General features: G+C 48.6%; 12 protein-coding genes. 2 read left to right on the top strand and 10 right to left on the bottom strand.

The window, feature by feature from the left end; genetic code table 11:
- Positions 1-244 precede the first annotated feature (244 nt).
- Entirely contained in the window at positions 245-1,480 is a 1,236-nt protein-coding gene (locus BLA28_RS00645) for an RtcB family protein (protein ID WP_044968821.1), read from the bottom strand.
- Positions 1,481-1,878: 398 nt separating this feature from the next.
- Here BLA28_RS00645 and BLA28_RS00650 point away from each other — a divergent pair, with 398 nt between their 5' ends.
- Positions 1,879-2,412, top strand: coding sequence for a hypothetical protein (locus BLA28_RS00650; protein WP_071698859.1), 534 nt, complete (start codon positions 1,879-1,881; stop codon positions 2,410-2,412).
- A 113-nt stretch (positions 2,413-2,525) separates the two neighbouring features.
- Here BLA28_RS00650 and BLA28_RS00655 read toward each other — a convergent pair whose 3' ends face one another.
- The 9 genes from BLA28_RS00655 to BLA28_RS00695 all read right to left on the bottom strand — a co-directional run bounded on the left by BLA28_RS00655 (position 2,526) and on the right by BLA28_RS00695 (position 15,853).
- Positions 2,526-3,764: a HipA domain-containing protein gene (locus BLA28_RS00655; RefSeq protein ID WP_071698860.1), complete on the bottom strand. Its 1,239-nt coding sequence runs from the start codon at positions 3,762-3,764 to the stop codon at positions 2,526-2,528.
- Between the two features lie 136 nt (positions 3,765-3,900).
- Positions 3,901-4,707 carry a hypothetical protein gene (locus BLA28_RS00660; protein WP_071698861.1) on the bottom strand — a complete coding sequence of 269 codons (807 nt, stop codon included), beginning with the start codon at positions 4,705-4,707 and terminating at the stop codon, positions 3,901-3,903.
- A gap of 362 nt (positions 4,708-5,069) precedes the next feature.
- A complete protein-coding gene (locus BLA28_RS00665) occupies positions 5,070-7,505 on the bottom strand; it encodes a glycoside hydrolase family 2 protein (protein WP_069155647.1) in 2,436 nt (811 codons plus the stop codon).
- 105 nt (positions 7,506-7,610) lie between these two features.
- Positions 7,611-9,020, bottom strand: coding sequence for an MFS transporter (locus tag BLA28_RS00670; RefSeq protein WP_069152179.1), 1,410 nt, complete (start codon positions 9,018-9,020; stop codon positions 7,611-7,613).
- A gap of 69 nt (positions 9,021-9,089) precedes the next feature.
- On the bottom strand, positions 9,090-10,463 hold the full coding sequence (gene melA / locus BLA28_RS00675; protein WP_069155648.1) for an alpha-glucosidase/alpha-galactosidase: 1,374 nt from the start codon (positions 10,461-10,463) through the stop codon (positions 9,090-9,092).
- A 172-nt stretch (positions 10,464-10,635) separates the two neighbouring features.
- Positions 10,636-11,682: a helix-turn-helix transcriptional regulator gene (locus BLA28_RS00680; protein WP_069155649.1), complete on the bottom strand. Its 1,047-nt coding sequence runs from the start codon at positions 11,680-11,682 to the stop codon at positions 10,636-10,638.
- 68 nt (positions 11,683-11,750) lie between these two features.
- A complete protein-coding gene (locus tag BLA28_RS00685; RefSeq protein ID WP_069155650.1) occupies positions 11,751-14,369 on the bottom strand; it encodes a calcium-translocating P-type ATPase, PMCA-type in 2,619 nt (872 codons plus the stop codon).
- A 1-nt stretch (position 14,370) separates the two neighbouring features.
- Entirely contained in the window at positions 14,371-14,964 is a 594-nt protein-coding gene (locus tag BLA28_RS00690) for a TetR/AcrR family transcriptional regulator (protein ID WP_025485444.1), read from the bottom strand.
- Positions 14,965-15,634: 670 nt separating this feature from the next.
- Positions 15,635-15,853 carry a sporulation initiation factor Spo0A C-terminal domain-containing protein gene (locus tag BLA28_RS00695; RefSeq protein ID WP_009254307.1) on the bottom strand — a complete coding sequence of 73 codons (219 nt, stop codon included), beginning with the start codon at positions 15,851-15,853 and terminating at the stop codon, positions 15,635-15,637.
- A gap of 155 nt (positions 15,854-16,008) precedes the next feature.
- On the opposite strand from BLA28_RS00695, the gene BLA28_RS00700 reads away from it, so the two are divergent.
- Positions 16,009-16,323 carry a helix-turn-helix domain-containing protein gene (locus tag BLA28_RS00700; RefSeq protein ID WP_071698983.1) on the top strand — a complete coding sequence of 105 codons (315 nt, stop codon included), beginning with the start codon at positions 16,009-16,011 and terminating at the stop codon, positions 16,321-16,323.
- Positions 16,324-16,402 lie beyond the last annotated feature (79 nt).

Consider the following 16,402-nt stretch of genomic DNA (forward strand, 5'->3'; position numbering starts at 1 on the left):
CTGCGAAGACGGAACAGTTTCTTTTTTCTGTAATGTGATCGCTATACCCGCTTAGCTACGTGTTGTACACGGTGGGATTCGAACCCACGACAAATCATAATCTTTCGGACTTTCCTGACAGGCAGGAATTTATCCTTATGCAAACTGTCCGGAATACCTTTCCGCCAGAGGCGGAGGCACCGGTGAGGCACGCCGTGTCATCCGGTTTCCCGAAAATACACGGCCCTGTAAACCTCCCACAGTTTCATCCTTTAATAACGCCAATGGTTTTCAGCCGTTTTACAGGCACCACCAAATCGGTCTGGTTATCCATGACGTCTTCGATATTTTTATAGGCAAACCGGCTTTCTTCCGCCACATCCGCCTTTCCCTTTTTTCCCAGAATAACGCCCTGCTTCTGCAAATCCAGCATGACTTCTTCACAGGTGAAGGCCGCCATGGCTCCCTTCCGGGAATACTGCCGTCCCGCCCCGTGAGAGGAAGAGCAGAAGCTTTCCGGATTTCCTTTGCCCATCACCACATAGCTGTAGCTTCCCATGGCTCCGGGTATCACCGCCAGTTCGCCGTTCCTCGCCCTGACCGCACCTTTCCGGTGGACCCATACATTTTCTCCATAATGATTCTCCAGGGCGGCATAGTTATGGTGGCAGTTGATATCGCCGGAAAATTCCAGGGTGAGATCGGTATATTTTCCGATCCATTTTTCCAGGATTGCCTTCACGGCCAGCATCATCTTTTCTCTGTTTTCTTTGGCAAAATCCATGGAAAGCTGCATCCAGTTCAAATAATGCGCCCCTTCCTTTGTATCCACCGGCAGGAAGGCCAGCCGGTATTCATCGGGCACCTGGCTGTACCATCTCTGATTGAGTTCACGCGCTTTGGCATGAAAATAATCGCAGACGGATTTTCCAAAATGCCGGCTTCCGGAATGAAGCATCACCGCAAGGTATCCGTTATCATCTTCCTGAAGCTCGATAAAATGATTTCCTCCTCCCAGCGTCCCTATCTGAAAATATCCCGCCTCCAGTTGGCCCAGAAGCTCGGCATCCTCTTCATAACGGTCCATTTCCTCAAACGCGACATCCAGGGTGTAACAGGGCATTTCTGTTTTGTGGTGGGCAAAGCCTACCGGAATATTACGCATGATATCCCCGACAATGGCCTGAATCAGGCTGCCATTTCCGGTCATTACATTTCTGATGTCCTCTACCCGTATGTTCGTCTCGGTATAAGCCATGCCGCAGCCGATATCCACGCCTACGGCATTGGGAATCACCACGCCTTTGGCGGCTATGACTCCTCCGATGGGCATGCCCATTCCGGTATGGGTATCGGGCATCAGGCTTACCCATTTATGCAGAAAGGGAAGACGGGATAAATGATATGCCTGTTCCATACACCCCTTTTCCAGATCCTTTTCCTCCTTAAGCCAAACCCTGACCGGAACCTTCATGGTGTCCGCATTATACATTACAAACATATCCTCACTTCCTTTCTGTTCATTGATCCGGAATACAGGATGTGTATTGTTTACAGATGCCTGCACCGGTTTTTGTATATTTGCAAATGTATCTTGGTTACAGGTTTATCATAAGGGGAAAATTGGTAATTATCATTTAAAAAAAGTTGCGAGGTTATGGAGAGAAAGAAAATGCTGGTTATACAGGGCTGATTTTTATCTGTAAACAGAGGGATTTTAAAGAAGGATGGGTACTCATTTTCACTTGCCTGAAATAAAGTTCGAATTTGTGAGTATAAGAAATGCATATTAATTCGTCCATTTTTATTCCGACTATAAGTTTTAAACTATATATACTCTTTTAATAGCATTTGTTATAATAAATTTATGAAATAACTTTTATTCAAGGGGGTATGTTTATGCCGTATGCTCTAGTAGGATATTTTGATAAAGAAACGGATCATAAGATAAAAAATTTATGGATGTGCCTTGCCGATGCTGGCATTGATGATTATTTATCTAATTCAGAAAATAATCCTCATATAAAATTTATGATGTATCAAAATGCAGATATTGATAAAATAAAAGAAGTTCTGTTTAGTCTATCGAAAACTATTTCCAAATTCCCTATTCATTTTAAGACATATAATTTTTATCCTAACGAAAAACCCTTTATTAGTATAGATATGGCTGCTGCAAAGCAAATTCTGGATTTACAAACCAAAATCAGAAGTGAATGTGATCGATATGGTGAATTATTTGGTTTTGATGTATTTAATGAAGGAATATGGAAACCGGACTGTCAGTTGACCATAGAAATCAGTAAAGAAAAACTGCTTAAAGCAATAGCTATTTTATTAGATACTGAATTACCTTTTAATGGCACACTAGAACGAATCGGTGTGATAGAGTTTCATCCAGCAAAACAATTATTCTCTTTTGACTTACAATAAACCGTACGCTCCCACTGTTCAGCGCAAAAACGCCGCCCGGTAATGATAAAAACCACTGCCGGGCGGCGCTGCACTTTATGAATTATCAGTTTTTTAGTGTTTCACTATCTTTTTCAGGTTTCCTCCCCGCTGTATGCTACATCCTCCGCCACATCAGCCGCACGGTCATCAATGGGATATAAATTTCGTCTTTCAACCACTACCTGAGCCAGCCGTTCCACGCGCCCCCGCAAAGCGGCGCAGAGAGCGTCTGCACGGGTCGTATCGATAAAGAGGGAGCCTTTTACCAGTTCCCGCAGTTCTTCGTCAATTCCTGCCAGTGCGTCAATATCCAGCCAGTCAAAAGAGGACACCAGCTTAATCTGCTCGTCATGAGTGGTCTTAAACGGCTTACTGGCTGCCTTTGCCCCGGCGCTTATCATCGTCCATGGCTTGTCAAACCAGAGGGACGTACCGCTGTCGTAAATCGGCGCACAGCCCGTCCATTCTAATGTGTTGACATTACGGACAGCGCCAAAATTATTCAGATGTCTGTCCTCGTTGACGATCAAATAATCCAATACCAGCATACGATCAAGACTATCCCTTACGCCGGGGATACCCAACGCTTCACAGCAGTTCAGATAATGCTGATAAACCGAAACGTGATTGGGTTTTGGCTGTGTCTGATAAATGTGCCATGCCGTTACCAGCTCCGTATCCGGATCAATGAAATCCTCGCATACACTGTATGGGTAATCCTCCGGTACGGCCAGTGTATAAGGTACATGAGGAATATGCAGCCGCTCCATGATTCTGCTTGCCAGCACCTCGTTGTACGGCTCCTGCTGAGTCGCGCCGCTGCCGCCTTTAAGCAGAAAGCGTTTTCCATCCATGATCGTCCATTTTTTCTTTAACCAGCCATCTGAGGTATTATCCGGTGACATCAGGCTTACCTCTCCTCCGCTGGATGGGTGCCCAAACAGGATATTACCAACATCTTCAGTAAAGGAATTTTCAAAGAAATTAACTTCATGCCATGAAACCTGTCTGTCGACAGGGCAAATCCAATACTGGTCCGACAGGGAAAGCCCAAGGCATTTCTCCAATAACGCATGCGGGGAACTGATGTGCAGTTCCTCCAGCGCATGGCGCAGACCGGATCTGCTTGCAGGGATTGCCCGTCCCTGCCACCATGCATTGAGCGCAGCGCGGTCAATTTTACCCTTTTTTACAGGGATACCCACCGGAATATGGGCCGTGTCAAATAACTCTACAACAGCGGAAACAGAGGCAGTCGCACTGTCCAGACGGATTTTGGCCACAGGGATTTCCTTATGCATTAAAATGTATGTTTGAATTGTTTCTACCATTTTTCTAACTCCAGTCTTTTGTAGTGTTATTCTAACGAATTGCAGAAACTTAAACAAGCTGTTTTCCACATCAGCGCTCTACCTTTATCATAGCTTTTCCGGATCCGGTTATCAATGATACAATAAACTTTTTATATTAATCTTCCAGTATCTCATGAACCTCTTCCGGAGTAATTCCGCATGTCTGCGCGACTTTTGCTTCACTCATGCCCTCCGCAGAAAGCTTTATTACTTTTTTAGTCAGCAGAATCCCTTCCCTGAGGCCCTGCTTCTTCCCTTTTTTGATTGCATTCTCTTCAATCGCTTCACTCAGATTGCACATTTCACTCAGCTCCTCTCCCAGTTCATATTCCATTTTCATTCCGTAATCCCGCTCCAGCGACTCTTCTTTTTCCTTCCTGTCCATTTCTGGTGACAGAAGCGTATTCAGAAAACCATGGAGTGTTCCTTCGGTCCCCTTCTTAAGTTTATCATACTCGGAATTCGAAAATTCCCGGTCCAGCTGTTCAGACAGCATTCTGGCTCCATAAAATATCCCGCGGGTTACAATACGGTATTTTACATAAAATTTCTTCTGGGCCTCCACGTTAATCAGCAGCTTGATTTCCGTTTTTTTGTTCTTGCCCGGCAGAAAAGCACGGAACCGGATATCGTAGGTTATCGTTCCCTCTCCCGGAACCTTGCTTTCCGTGTTCTCCCCGTTTATGAGCCGGTCATCCATTTTTTCTTCGCCGGGACACAGCGGTACGCTGGCTATTTCGATATCAGGCTCAATCCAGAGAGTTATTTCCTCCGGGGAATAAGAACGGTACCCCTCAATCGTACCTTTTAATATCCGGGCCAGAACCTGCCGGCTCCCCAGGATACGTTTTACATGCTCGTCATACTGTGCCTTTATCCCGGCAGTGTCCAGCTCCCGGGATATCCATGTCTTTCTCTTCATCCATACCTCCTTGATGCGGCAGGGATCGAAAAAGCCATTTCGCCGGACTTCTGTTTCAATTCCTGCCATGTTCATAAAATGTGATTCGTGGCAGAAACTGCCGGAATGTGCGAACGCACGTGTTTATATAAGACTATTATTATGATACTTTATCATTGTTAGAATGTCAACTTTTCTTTAGATTTTTACCTTTTATTTTTGTTCCTTATATTTTCTGTCTTTGTGCCTTCACAGGCCTTTAACACTGACAGGGCATATATCCTTTTCAGTCGGAATATCAAGCATAAAATCATTAAACAGAACCTCTGCAAAGGGAAACAGGTAAGGTGCACAAAACAGCACCCTACCTGCCAAAATTCCCGCTATTCTCCCGTTTCGCCGCTTCCGGCCATTATCTTCAGCGTACACTCCGCCTTCCCTGTCATACCTTCTATAAAAATCCTCAGGCTGCCTGTTTCCCCGACCGTCCGAACCCAGAAAGAAGAGCTCCCGCCGATCAGCGGGAAACGTGCCGGCCCAATCAATCTGCCCGGGCCTTCCAGCGTCACCTCCACGCACTCCTGAATAAAAGGCATCCGATTGCCCATATTATCGATGGCCTCCACCGTGATTCTCGTGGCGTCATAGGTATCCCCATCCGTGAAAAGAACGGTGTCATCCGCTTTCACAGCAATTCCCGCGGCATATTTTCCTTCCCCGATTTCACGCCGGCAGACAGCCCTGTCATCCAAATATCCCTCTAGCACCAGATTATTCGAAGCGTCACCCCAGCCGCCCGCAGATTTAATCACAGTTGTGACCAGCCCTCTCATATCAAGGCCATACTTCTGCGCCATTTTAGCCAGATAAGCGATATCCTCCTGCGTTAATCCGGTCAGTGTCCCTTCCTTCATTCTCTTTCCCAGATATTCCTGAAACTGCAGTCTGTCTTCCTCAGAAAAAACGGAAAGCACATCCGCTTCCATCAGATGCACAATCATCACCGGCGGATGCGCAAGATGAGGAAACTCCTCCTTCTGGGGATAAAAATCCGCAACCTGCTTCCCGTTTTTATATACCCTGACAAAATCACAATTCGTCATCACATAAAAAGGAACCATCCCTCCGCCATCTTTTTCCCCGCGGCTTGCCGCCGTAACAGGCTCCATCACAATCTGCCGCTTCGGATCCTTCTGAGAGGAATAGGCATATGCCGCGTATTTGGGATTACGGAACATATCCATGACACCATGATAACAGATCTTATCGCCCGACCCGAAGCATCCATGGGTATGGTAATCGAATGCGCACCAGCTTATGCCGCCTGCCAGATCCTCTCTGCCCAGGCTTTCGTTGATCACCCGCAGATGCCGGAGCGTATGTTCTGTCAGACGCTGTTCCTGATCAAATCGTTTTGTGGGATACATATGCCCGTTACTCTCGGTAACCAGGAGCGGCACCGGGTATTCCAGGCCGGTTGTATCCGGCTGGGGACGAAAGACCTCTTTCCCGCCGTCATGTGTAAAATCATTATAGGTATATACATCCTCCAGCAGCTCGCTGCGCTGGATATACCGGGTTCCTCCCGTCTGCCTGCCGCCATCCAGACTGTGAGCCAGCGCATTTGTCCGTTCGTAAAAGCTGTGGTCGTCCTGCGATTCATTGATGCGCACTCCCCAGAGCACGATTGAGGGACGGTTGTAATCCCGGATGATCATATCCTCCAGTTCTTTCAGGGAACGTTCCTTCCACGCCTCGTCACCGATATGCTGCCAGCCCGGAATTTCCTCCATTACCAGTAAGCCCAGCTCATCACAGGCATCCAGGAAATGCCTCGACTGCGGATAATGGCTGGTCCTTACCATGTTGCATCCCAGTTCCTCTTTCAATACCTGCGCATCCTTCCGCTGTATCCGGCGCGGCATGGCATAGCCTGCATAGGGCCAGGACTGATGGCGGTTCAGGCCGATCAGCTTCATTTTCCGTCCGTTCAGGAAAAATCCCTCCGGCGTAAAACGCGCGAGCCGGAATCCAAATCTCTCACGGCAGATATCCCGCTCTTTCGAAACCGCAACTTCGGCTTCTGCCGTATACAGCGCCGGCGTATCCGGCTCCCATAATTCGATTCCTTTCAGATCCGAAAGGGTAACCAGATATTTTCCTTTCCCCTGCTGCAGGGCAACTTCTTCCGTCTTTTCCCCAACCCTGTCTCCCTGCGGGGAATACAGCGTCACCTTCACCATAGCTTTACACGCCTGCCGGGCCGTGATTTCACAGCTGCAGTGCAGCGTTTTTTCTTCCTCCAGCGGTTCGGGGCAGTCCAGAAACAGCCGTGACAGATGCACCGGTTCCGCCGCGGTCAGCCATGCCTCCCGGTAAATGCCTCCATAAGTCAGGTAATCCACCACATTGCCAAAGGGCGGGATATCCTTTCGTTCCGTAGAATCCACCTTCACGATCAGGATATTCTCTTCCCCCGGCTTTACCGCTTTTGTCAAATCCACCTGAAACGGCGTGAAGCCGCCTTCGTGTCCGCCAACAGGAATCCCATTGCACCAGACTTCGCAGGCCAGCATCACTCCTTCAAATTCCAGCAGAAGGGTTTTATCCTCCCATTCCCTTTTCACCCGGAAAATCTTCTTATAGCAGCTGATAAACTGACACTCCGCTTCATCAAAACAGTTATAGGGAAGAATTTTGTTGGTATGCGGCAGCTCCACCTGTACATATCCTTCCGTTTCCGCCGCACCAAACGGATCCGCAGCGTCAAAAGAGGGCTTGTAAAGCCAGTTGTCATTAAATGCAGTTCTTTCCTTCAATTCTCTTCCTTTCTCCGCAGGCGCCGGATATTCTGGCGCCTGCAGTTTCCGATTTTATTTTCCAGCAACTGTAAAGCCGCAATGCAGTCTTTTTTATCTATAGGATTATTTATCGCTTTCCTTCTGTGCACGGCGTTCCTTGAGCTCCTCCATGATCTGCGCATGCCTTTCCTCCGTCAGGCTGTAGAAGAACATGGGAATCGCGCCGATCATCATGACAATGCCCGGCAGGAACGAAACCACAAAGTGGAAGGCTCCCATTGTCTGTGCGGACTGTGCCACGTTGGGCACGTAGCCGGTCATGGTTAGGACCGCAGCAACGGCAACGCCGACCAGTGCGGATGCAGCCTTTGTAATCAGGGTACGTGTGGAGGTGATCACGCCTTCATTTCTCTGTCCGGTCATCCATTCCCCATACTCAATCGTATCCGCCGTCATGGAGCTGATTACAACAAAGGATGCTCCTACGCAGAGAATCTGCAGCGCTCCCATTAAGAGGACAAGGGGAATGCTTCCATATCCCACCAGCCAGAATATCGCACTGATTACAAGGTTTGCGATCATCAGCCCTAAAAGGGTCTTTTTCTTTCCCACCAGCTTTGTCAGGAAAGGCGCTGCCGCCGTTCCCAGAAGTATGCTCGGCAGGGTGATCAGGCTCATCAGCGACATCAGCTTTACATCTCCCAGTGTATAGGTTGTATAATAATAATTCAATGTCATCTTCATGATAAATGCCAGGTTTATGACAAGGTTGGTAATCATGATACAGAACAGGGGCTTATTGGTAAAAAGAGATTTGAATGCCAGCGCAAAGCTGAACTTTTCCGTAGGGGCCTGCACATGCTCACGTACCAGCCCGAAACAGGTCAGATACAGAGAACAGCCGACAACCGCGAATATGACTGCGGTCATGAAGTATGCATGGGCACTGCCGGTTCCGCCGAAAGCTACCAGCAGGATCGGAATGAGCATATTGCCCACTGTGGTTGCCAGATTGGTTCCCAGTGTCGCTGTTGTAAATATTTTCGTCCGTTCCGTGGGATCACTCGTCATGGCCGCAGGGAGGCTCCAATAGGGAATATCCACGCTGGTAAAAGCCATTCCCATCAATATGTAGGTAACCGCTGCATAAATAATATTTCCCATCGTTCCGAAATGGGGCACGGTAAAGTTTAAAACCAGGCAGGCCGCCACAACGGCCGGCATCCGCAGAAGCCAGCAGCGGTAACGCCCAAACCGGCTTTTGGAGCGGTCGGCCATGATTCCCATCATAGGGTCATTGACCGCATCCCAGATCCTGGCAAACAGGAAGATGCCTGCCATCACCGCCGGATTCATGCCGAATACATCCGTATAAAAAGCCGTGATAAAGCCGCTCCACAGTGCATATACCGTATTCTGTCCCACGCCGCCCAGGGCGTGCCCAAGCACTTCCTTTCCCGATGCCATGTTTTTGTGTTTTACCGGTTTTTCCATATCCGAACCATACTTGTTCCGGGTCATTGTTTCACTCATAAGAAATCCTCTCCTTTTTATAGATTACCGGCAGGCCCCGGCACTGCTTCCCCCTGCCTGCCACAACGGTTACTTAAATTCCGGCAGCCAGCTGCCATGCGCCTCGATCAGTTCATCCACCATGCTGCGTATTTCATCCATGGTAAGCTCCGCAGCCGTATGGGGATCCAGCATCGCCGCCTGGTAAATACATTCCCGGCTTCGTGTCAGCGCCGCGTCCACGGTCAGCTGCTGCATTCCGATATTGCTCATATTCAAAGCCGCCAGCTGGTGCGGCAGGTTCCCCACATGGCAGGGCTGGATTCCCCCCTGTCCCGCCACGCAGGTCACCTCCACACAGCAGTCCTTCGGCAGGTTTTCAATCAGCCCGTCATTCATGACGTTTCCTGCGAAGGTAAAGGGCTTCCCTGTCTCCAGCGCCTCCAGAATATAGGACGGATATTCATGGGTACGCGTATGGGTCAGCTTCTCATTGCCCACCAGCTGATTTTTCAGCTGCTTCCAGTGTTCGATTTGAATCCGGCAGCGCCGGGGATATTCATCCAGGGGGATCTGGTATTTTTCGATCAGCTCCGGATGGTTTTTCCGGATAAAATACGGCATGAATTCGGCGTTGTGTTCGCTGGATTCCGCGACATAACAGCCGAACTGCTTCATGATTTCAAAACGGACCAGATCATCATGCTTCTCAGGAGTAAACTCATAATCCGGATACAGCAGCTGAGGGTAATCCTTCAGCATTTCTTTCGTATAGGGTTTGTAAACAGGGCCTTCCTTAGCGCGTCTTTTGATTTCCGGATAATAGTCCTCTCCGTTCCGCGTGATTTCCAGCAGCCAGGCCATATGATTGATTCCTGCTATCCTGTACTTCACATGATCCTGGGGCAGTCCCAGCCGGTAAAGCAGCTGCGGCACACACACCTGAACGGAATGGCAGATTCCAACCGTCCTTATGGAGGATGACCGGAGCATAGCCATTGTGAGCATGGCCATGGGATTCGTATAATTTAAAAACAGGGCGTCCGGACAGACCTCTTCCATGTCCTCCGCAAAGTCCAGCATCACAGGAATCGTACGCAGCGCCCTGAAAATCCCGCCGATTCCCACCGTGTCCCCGATAGTCTGGCGCAGACCATATTTTTTCGGAATCTCAAAATCCGTCACCGTACAGGGTTCATATCCGCCCACCTGAATGGCATTGATCACATACCTGGCTCCCCGCAGCGCTTCGCGGCGATCCCTGTATTTGACGATCCTCGCTTTCTGCCCGTTGGAATTTTTATTGATATTCGAAAGCATCAGATAAGATTCCTCCAGACGCTCCGGATCAATATCGTACAGTGCATACTCAAATTCCCGTAAAGGCTCCGTCATCATACAGTCTCCCAGCACATTTTTGGCAAAAACGGTGCTTCCCGCTCCCAAAAAAGTTATTTTGTCCATCCCTTCCTCCTTTTCCTTCTTTTTGTTTTGTATATTCTGTACACCAAATATAGCACCGTACAAGGAGCTTTTCAGTATCATGAACAGATAGACAAAAACAGGGTGGTTACCGATTCAGACTTTCTGAAATCTAACCACCCTGTTTTCTCTTTTGGGAATCTCTATTATTTTGTTATTGTTCCTTCCGGTATGCTCCGGGAAGCATGCCGTACATATCAGAGAACATCCTGTTAAAATGTCCTTTATTGGAAAACCCAAGTCCATGGATAATATCATTGACACTTTTATCCGTGTGCTTCAGCTCTTCTGCCGCCCGCTGCAGCCGTATCCGCCGAAGATTGGAAGAATAATTTTCTCCGGTCATACGCACCAGGAAACGGTTCAGATAATCCGGGTTGAAATGAAAGAACGCGGCAAGGCCCGTCCTGTCCACATCGGCAAGATGGTCCTCCATATACTTCAATATTTCAGCCACCAGGTTTTCCTCAATCTCACTTCGGCTCTGATAATGGCAGACGTAATTATGGTTTTCCGCCAACAGCCCGAACAGACGGACCAGATATCCTTTTATCACCAGATGATGCCCCGGAAGCTTCCTTTCATCCTCTTCCACAATCTGCTCCAGAAGAGCCTGCACCGGTGCGAAATTCTTCCGTCCGAACCAGATATACTGCTGATCCGTGCGGCCGTACTGGTTTTCCATAAATGCGGCTATTTCCGGATGAGGCGCAAAAAACCGGGTCAGTTCGCCTTTCAAAAAGCCGGAGGACAAGCCCATAAACAAAACCCTGTCCTCCATCCCGGATATTTCATCCCTGTGAATCACATTCGGATTGAGCATACATACCTCTCCGGCCTTCAGCTCATGCAGAACCCCATTTATGGACTGGACATATTTTCCCCGCAGCACGAAAATAAGCTCCAGGTAATCATGCCGGTGATAAGGCATCTGATAATGTCTTTCTCCTTCCGGCTGCGGAGACGGCGTTGCCGGATTCATAAAAAAATCTTTTCTGATCACATTGATTTTCTCTTCCGGAAGAAGCCCCTGCAAAAAACCGGCTCCGCTGTAGCTCTGCAGAATATGCAGCCGGGAAAGATAATCCGAATTTCTGATCTGCCATTCCAGCCTCTGTTTCTCCCCGGGCGCCGCTTCCCGGTACTCTTTGACCAACTGCCCCAGCTCTATCGCCGGGGCGAACCATGTTTCCATATCCATACCTGTATTTCCCCCCGCCCACTGCCGGACATTGACTGCTCCGGCAGCCTGTGCCAGTAAAAACCGCTTTACTGATGATGCTTAATCATTCCTGCCGCCTTGGCAATTTCCAGAACAATAATAGGAATTAATGCCAGTCCCAGGGCAATCAGATACAGATGTCCGGGAAGGGCTGTCAGGCCGAACACAAGGGCAAACGGAGGGACAAAGGTTATCAGCGCAATCAGGAACAGGGACAGCGCCGCCGCGCCGTTCAAATATTTATTGGTAAAGAAGCCGGTTTTGAAAAGGGAATGGTTGGAACGCATATTAAAAGCATGGAATACCTGTGTGCTTGCCAATACCATAAAAGCCATGGTACGTCCGGCCTCTATCGTGCCGGTTTCGTTCCAGCCGAGCCAGAAGCCGAATAAGGTCAGCGCCGCAAACATAACACCCTGAAGCACAATCCGGACTCCCAGCCCATGAGCGAAGATTCCCTCATTTTTCGGCTTGGGTTTCTTCTCCATCACATCGTCAGGCACCTTTTCCATTCCCAGCGCAATGGCGGGAAGGCTGTCGGTTACCAGGTTAATCCATAACAGCTGCATGGAAAGGAGCGGGCTCTGCTTCCAGAACAGCATGGAAAGAAATACGGTAAGCACCTCTCCGATATTGGTTCCCAGCAAAAAGGCAACCGCGTGTTTGATATTCCCGTAAATTCCCCGGCCTTCCTTCACTGCGGATACAATCGTGGTAAAGTTATCGTCCGTCAGCGTCATATCCGCCGCGCCTTTTGCCACGTCCGTTCCGGTAATTCCCATTGCACAGCCGATATCGGCCGCCTTCAGTGCAGGCGCATCGTTCACGCCGTCACCGGTCATGGCGACAATCTCACCCTGATCCTGCCATGCTTTCACGATACGGATTTTATCTTCCGGAGACACTCTGGCATATACGGATATATGGCGCACCTTTTCGGTAAGCTCCTTTTCACTCATTTCTCCCAGCTGAGCACCGGTAATGGCCTTATCTCCTTCTTCCAGGATCCCCAGATCCCGGGCAATGGCAGAAGCGGTAACCACATGATCCCCGGTAATCATCACAGGCTTGATGCCCGCCTTCCTGCAGACGGCAACCGCGTCACGTACCTCCGGACGGGGCGGATCAATCATACCCACCAGTCCCATAAAGGTAAGGCCGTTTTCCAGCTTCTGTATGGTCGGGTTTTCAGGCACCTCATCAATCTCCTTACAGCCGATCGCCAGCACACGGAGGGCGTCGGAACTCATGGAGTTTACCAGCTCCTGTGCTTTATCCATATCTCCTGAGGTACAGATAGGAAGCATGGAATCAAAGGCGCCCTTGGTAATCACCACATTTTTTCCATCTATCCTGCACACCACCGTCATCAGCTTCCTGTCGGAATCAAAGGGCAGCTCGGTAAGCCTGGGATATTCCTGCGCGAGTTTTTCCTTGGGGCTTCCGTTTTTCATGGCTGCATAAACGATACAGGTTTCCGTAGGATCTCCGATATGCTGGATCTCTCCGTCTTTTTCAATAACCGAGCCGTCACAGCAGAGAGAGCCGTACTCCAGAAGTCTTTTGATCTCAGGGGAATCCTGTCCCGAAACATCGGTAAGGCTGCCGCTTGCGGCATCGTAGGCTTTAACCAGGGTCATCCGGTTCTGGGTAAGGGTTCCTGTCTTATCAGAACAGATTACAGATGCGCTCCCCAGTGTTTCCACGGCGGGCAGCCTTCTGATGATGGCGTTCTGTTTTACCATCCTCTGGACGCCGATAGACAGAACGATGGTAACAATTGCGGGAAGCCCCTCGGGAATGGCTGATACCGCAAGGGAAACCGCTGTCATAAAGATTTCCATAACCGGAATACCGTCAATCAGGCCTATCACAAAAATGATCGCACATACGGCAATAGCCAGAAATCCCAGATACTTGCCCAGCTGTGCCAGCTTCTGCTGCAGGGGAGTCTGTGTATCGCTTTCCCCTTCCAGAAGGCCTGCAATATGTCCCATCTCCGTATTCATACCGGTGGCTGTCACGACAGCCCGGCCGCGTCCGTAAGCCACGCTGCAACCGGAATAAATCATATTGGCCCGATCTCCCAGAGGAGCGTTTTCCTTTATCTGAAGAGAAGCGTCCTTCTCACTGGGAACCGATTCCCCTGTAAGCGCGGATTCCTCCGATTTCAGGCTGGCCGATTCTATCAGCCTGGCATCGGCAGGTATATTATCACCGGCTTCCACAAGAATAATATCCCCCGGCACCACCTGCACGGCATCGATTACCACTTCCTTGCCGTCACGGATAACCCTGGCATGAGGCGCCGACATGCTCTGAAGGGCCTCCATGGCCTTTTCCGCCTTGCTTTCCTGCACCATTCCCATGATGGCGTTGAGAATAACAATAAGCAGAATCAGAAGCGGTTCAAAAAATTCAGATGTTTCATGTCCGTTGCACGCCACAATAAAAGAAACGACAGCCGCAGCGATCAGAATAAGTATCATCACATCCTTAAACTGCTCAAAAAAACGCTGCAGATTCGTTTTCTTTTTCTTAGCCCGCAGCTGGTTAGGGCCGTATTCCCGGAGACGTTCCTCTGCCCGGGTGCTTGTCAGCCCTTCTGTCCGGCTGCTCTGTAACCCGCTTACTACCGCATCCAACGATTCGCTGTATTGTGTCATATTATACTCCTCCTCCCTTTTTCAGGGAACCTGCAGGCAAGTGCATGGCCTGCTCAATAATGGTTATGATCTGCTCCATGGAAAGAAGCTGTTTCCTTGACTGGGCAAGCAGCCCTAAAATAAGAGTCCGCACCGTTTCCTCAGGATAGTCTATCGTAAGCACCCCGTCCCTTACCCCTTCCTCCAACAGGCGGTTTATCTGCCGCTGCAGCAGTTCATTGGCATCCTGGGCGATGGAATTGCCGGAAATCACCTCCAGCATATTAGCCAGATTCTTCTCTTCATCACCGGAAAATTGATCAATCATATGCATATACAGCACAATGAACTCCGATGCCTTCTGATAAAAAGTAAGAGATTCATCGGCCAGGATTCTTTCGGAATCTTCCCTGAGCTCCGACATAACCTCCTTTACCACTTCGTTTACAATCTCATCCTTTGACTTGAAATAGTAGTAAAAAAGTCCTTTGGCCACTCCCACCTTATCCACGATCTGGCTGACCTGGGTATTCTTGATCCCGTTCCTGTCAAACAGTTCCCGGGCGGCTTTTACCAGCTCTGCCCTGCGTACTTCCGGTTCTTTGCTTATCCTCATCCTGTCACCTGCCTTACTGCCTTTTTGTGTATTATAACAACTGACTGACTTTTTGTAAATAGTTAGTCAGTTTTGTTTACTGTTTTTTTATATATCAGTTATAGTTTGCACGTGCCCTGCGCCTTGTGCCCTCCGCCGGCCGGCTTGCCTTTCCGGTTCGGACTCTCTTCCCGGCGTGCCTGTGTACCCTGCAAAGGCCTTCTAAAAACGCCGGTCCTTAGATTGCGTCCTGTGCAATCTTAGTACCGCTGCGTTTTTGGCAGAGTGAAAGCGAGTGCAAGCACTCACTGGCGTGCCTGCGCAGGGTACACAGGCACGCCGGGAAGAGAGTCCGAACCGGAAAGGCAAGCCGGCCGGCGGAGGGCACAAGGCGCAGGGCACGTGCAAACTATAACTGATATCATTTTCCCCTAACGGAGTGTTTTTACTCAATTAAGATTATCTAAAGAATTCCTTCATAATCTTTATAGGATTTTTTGAATTATGACACACTTCGGACACATTTTTCCGGTATCATAAATGACAGATAGATGAACAACAACTTATAAATTTTGTTGAAAACTATCTCCCCCCTCATAAGATAAGAAGCCTCCACAAATTGTGGAGGCTTCTTATCTTTATGGAACTAAACAAAAAAATGATGAAATGAATCAGACACACCGATTATGCTTTATATTTCATTGTAATTTCTTCTGGCGTAACGCAGCAGTTCGTCAGGAGTGGGTACTTCCGCTTTGCTGGGGACCTTCTTCTGCCACTTTCTTGTCACACCGTCATCAGGTGTATTCCCGTATGCATATTTCAGAGCCGTCTGCATCTCCTGTTTCACTTCCTGTACACTCACTCCATATTCTTTAGCCACTTTTTTGTAGATCTTCTTTTTGTTCATTGTAATTTCTCCTATGGCATATGTATATTATATGCATCTTTCTTTAACAATTATAGACGATATCAGCGTATGTTTCAACAATATCAGACGCTATAAATATTCGAAAATAAGCTTGACGTATATTATGATTATCACATGGGAGGAGGCCGATGATAATGGATGAAAAATTTATTCGTGACCGAATTACCGAGCTTCGACTCCAGAAGGATGTTCCGGAAAGAAAAATGAGTATAGAATTAGGACACAGCACCAGTTATATCCATAGTATTGCCTCCGGCCGTGCTTTGCCTTCTATGCCGGAATTTCTTTATATTTGTGATTATCTGGGTGTAACACCAATGAAATTCTTCAACGAGTCAGAACACACCACGCCAATACAGCAAAGGGCAATCCAATATATCCGCCAGCTGGATGAAGAAGAGGCCAGGCTGATTGTAGATTTACTGGAAAGGATTAAAAAAATGAAATAACATCCCGGATTTCTTCAGCTGCTCCCGATCGCCGGACCGGGAGCAGTTTTAGAAAATTCGGACCACTGTATAATATCGG

It is taken from the genome of Eisenbergiella tayi (genome assembly GCF_001881565.1).
Classification (GTDB): domain Bacteria; phylum Bacillota; class Clostridia; order Lachnospirales; family Lachnospiraceae; genus Eisenbergiella; species Eisenbergiella tayi.

Bases quoted from the DNA above. Each gene is read 5' to 3' on its own strand.
- BLA28_RS00645 (WP_044968821.1), bottom strand. From the start codon at position 1,480: ATGTTTGTAATGTATAATGCGGACACCATGAAGGTTCCGGTCAGGGTT.
- BLA28_RS00650 (WP_071698859.1), top strand. From the start codon at position 1,879: ATGCCGTATGCTCTAGTAGGATATTTTGATAAAGAAACGGATCATAAG.
- BLA28_RS00655 (WP_071698860.1), bottom strand. From the start codon at position 3,764: ATGGTAGAAACAATTCAAACATACATTTTAATGCATAAGGAAATCCCT.
- BLA28_RS00660 (WP_071698861.1), bottom strand. From the start codon at position 4,707: ATGAAGAGAAAGACATGGATATCCCGGGAGCTGGACACTGCCGGGATA.
- BLA28_RS00670 (WP_069152179.1), bottom strand. From the start codon at position 9,020: ATGAGTGAAACAATGACCCGGAACAAGTATGGTTCGGATATGGAAAAA.
- melA (WP_069155648.1), bottom strand. From the start codon at position 10,463: ATGGACAAAATAACTTTTTTGGGAGCGGGAAGCACCGTTTTTGCCAAA.
- BLA28_RS00680 (WP_069155649.1), bottom strand. From the start codon at position 11,682: ATGGATATGGAAACATGGTTCGCCCCGGCGATAGAGCTGGGGCAGTTG.
- BLA28_RS00685 (WP_069155650.1), bottom strand. From the start codon at position 14,369: ATGACACAATACAGCGAATCGTTGGATGCGGTAGTAAGCGGGTTACAG.
- BLA28_RS00690 (WP_025485444.1), bottom strand. From the start codon at position 14,964: ATGAGGATAAGCAAAGAACCGGAAGTACGCAGGGCAGAGCTGGTAAAA.
- BLA28_RS00695 (WP_009254307.1), bottom strand. From the start codon at position 15,853: ATGAACAAAAAGAAGATCTACAAAAAAGTGGCTAAAGAATATGGAGTG.
- BLA28_RS00700 (WP_071698983.1), top strand. From the start codon at position 16,009: ATGGATGAAAAATTTATTCGTGACCGAATTACCGAGCTTCGACTCCAG.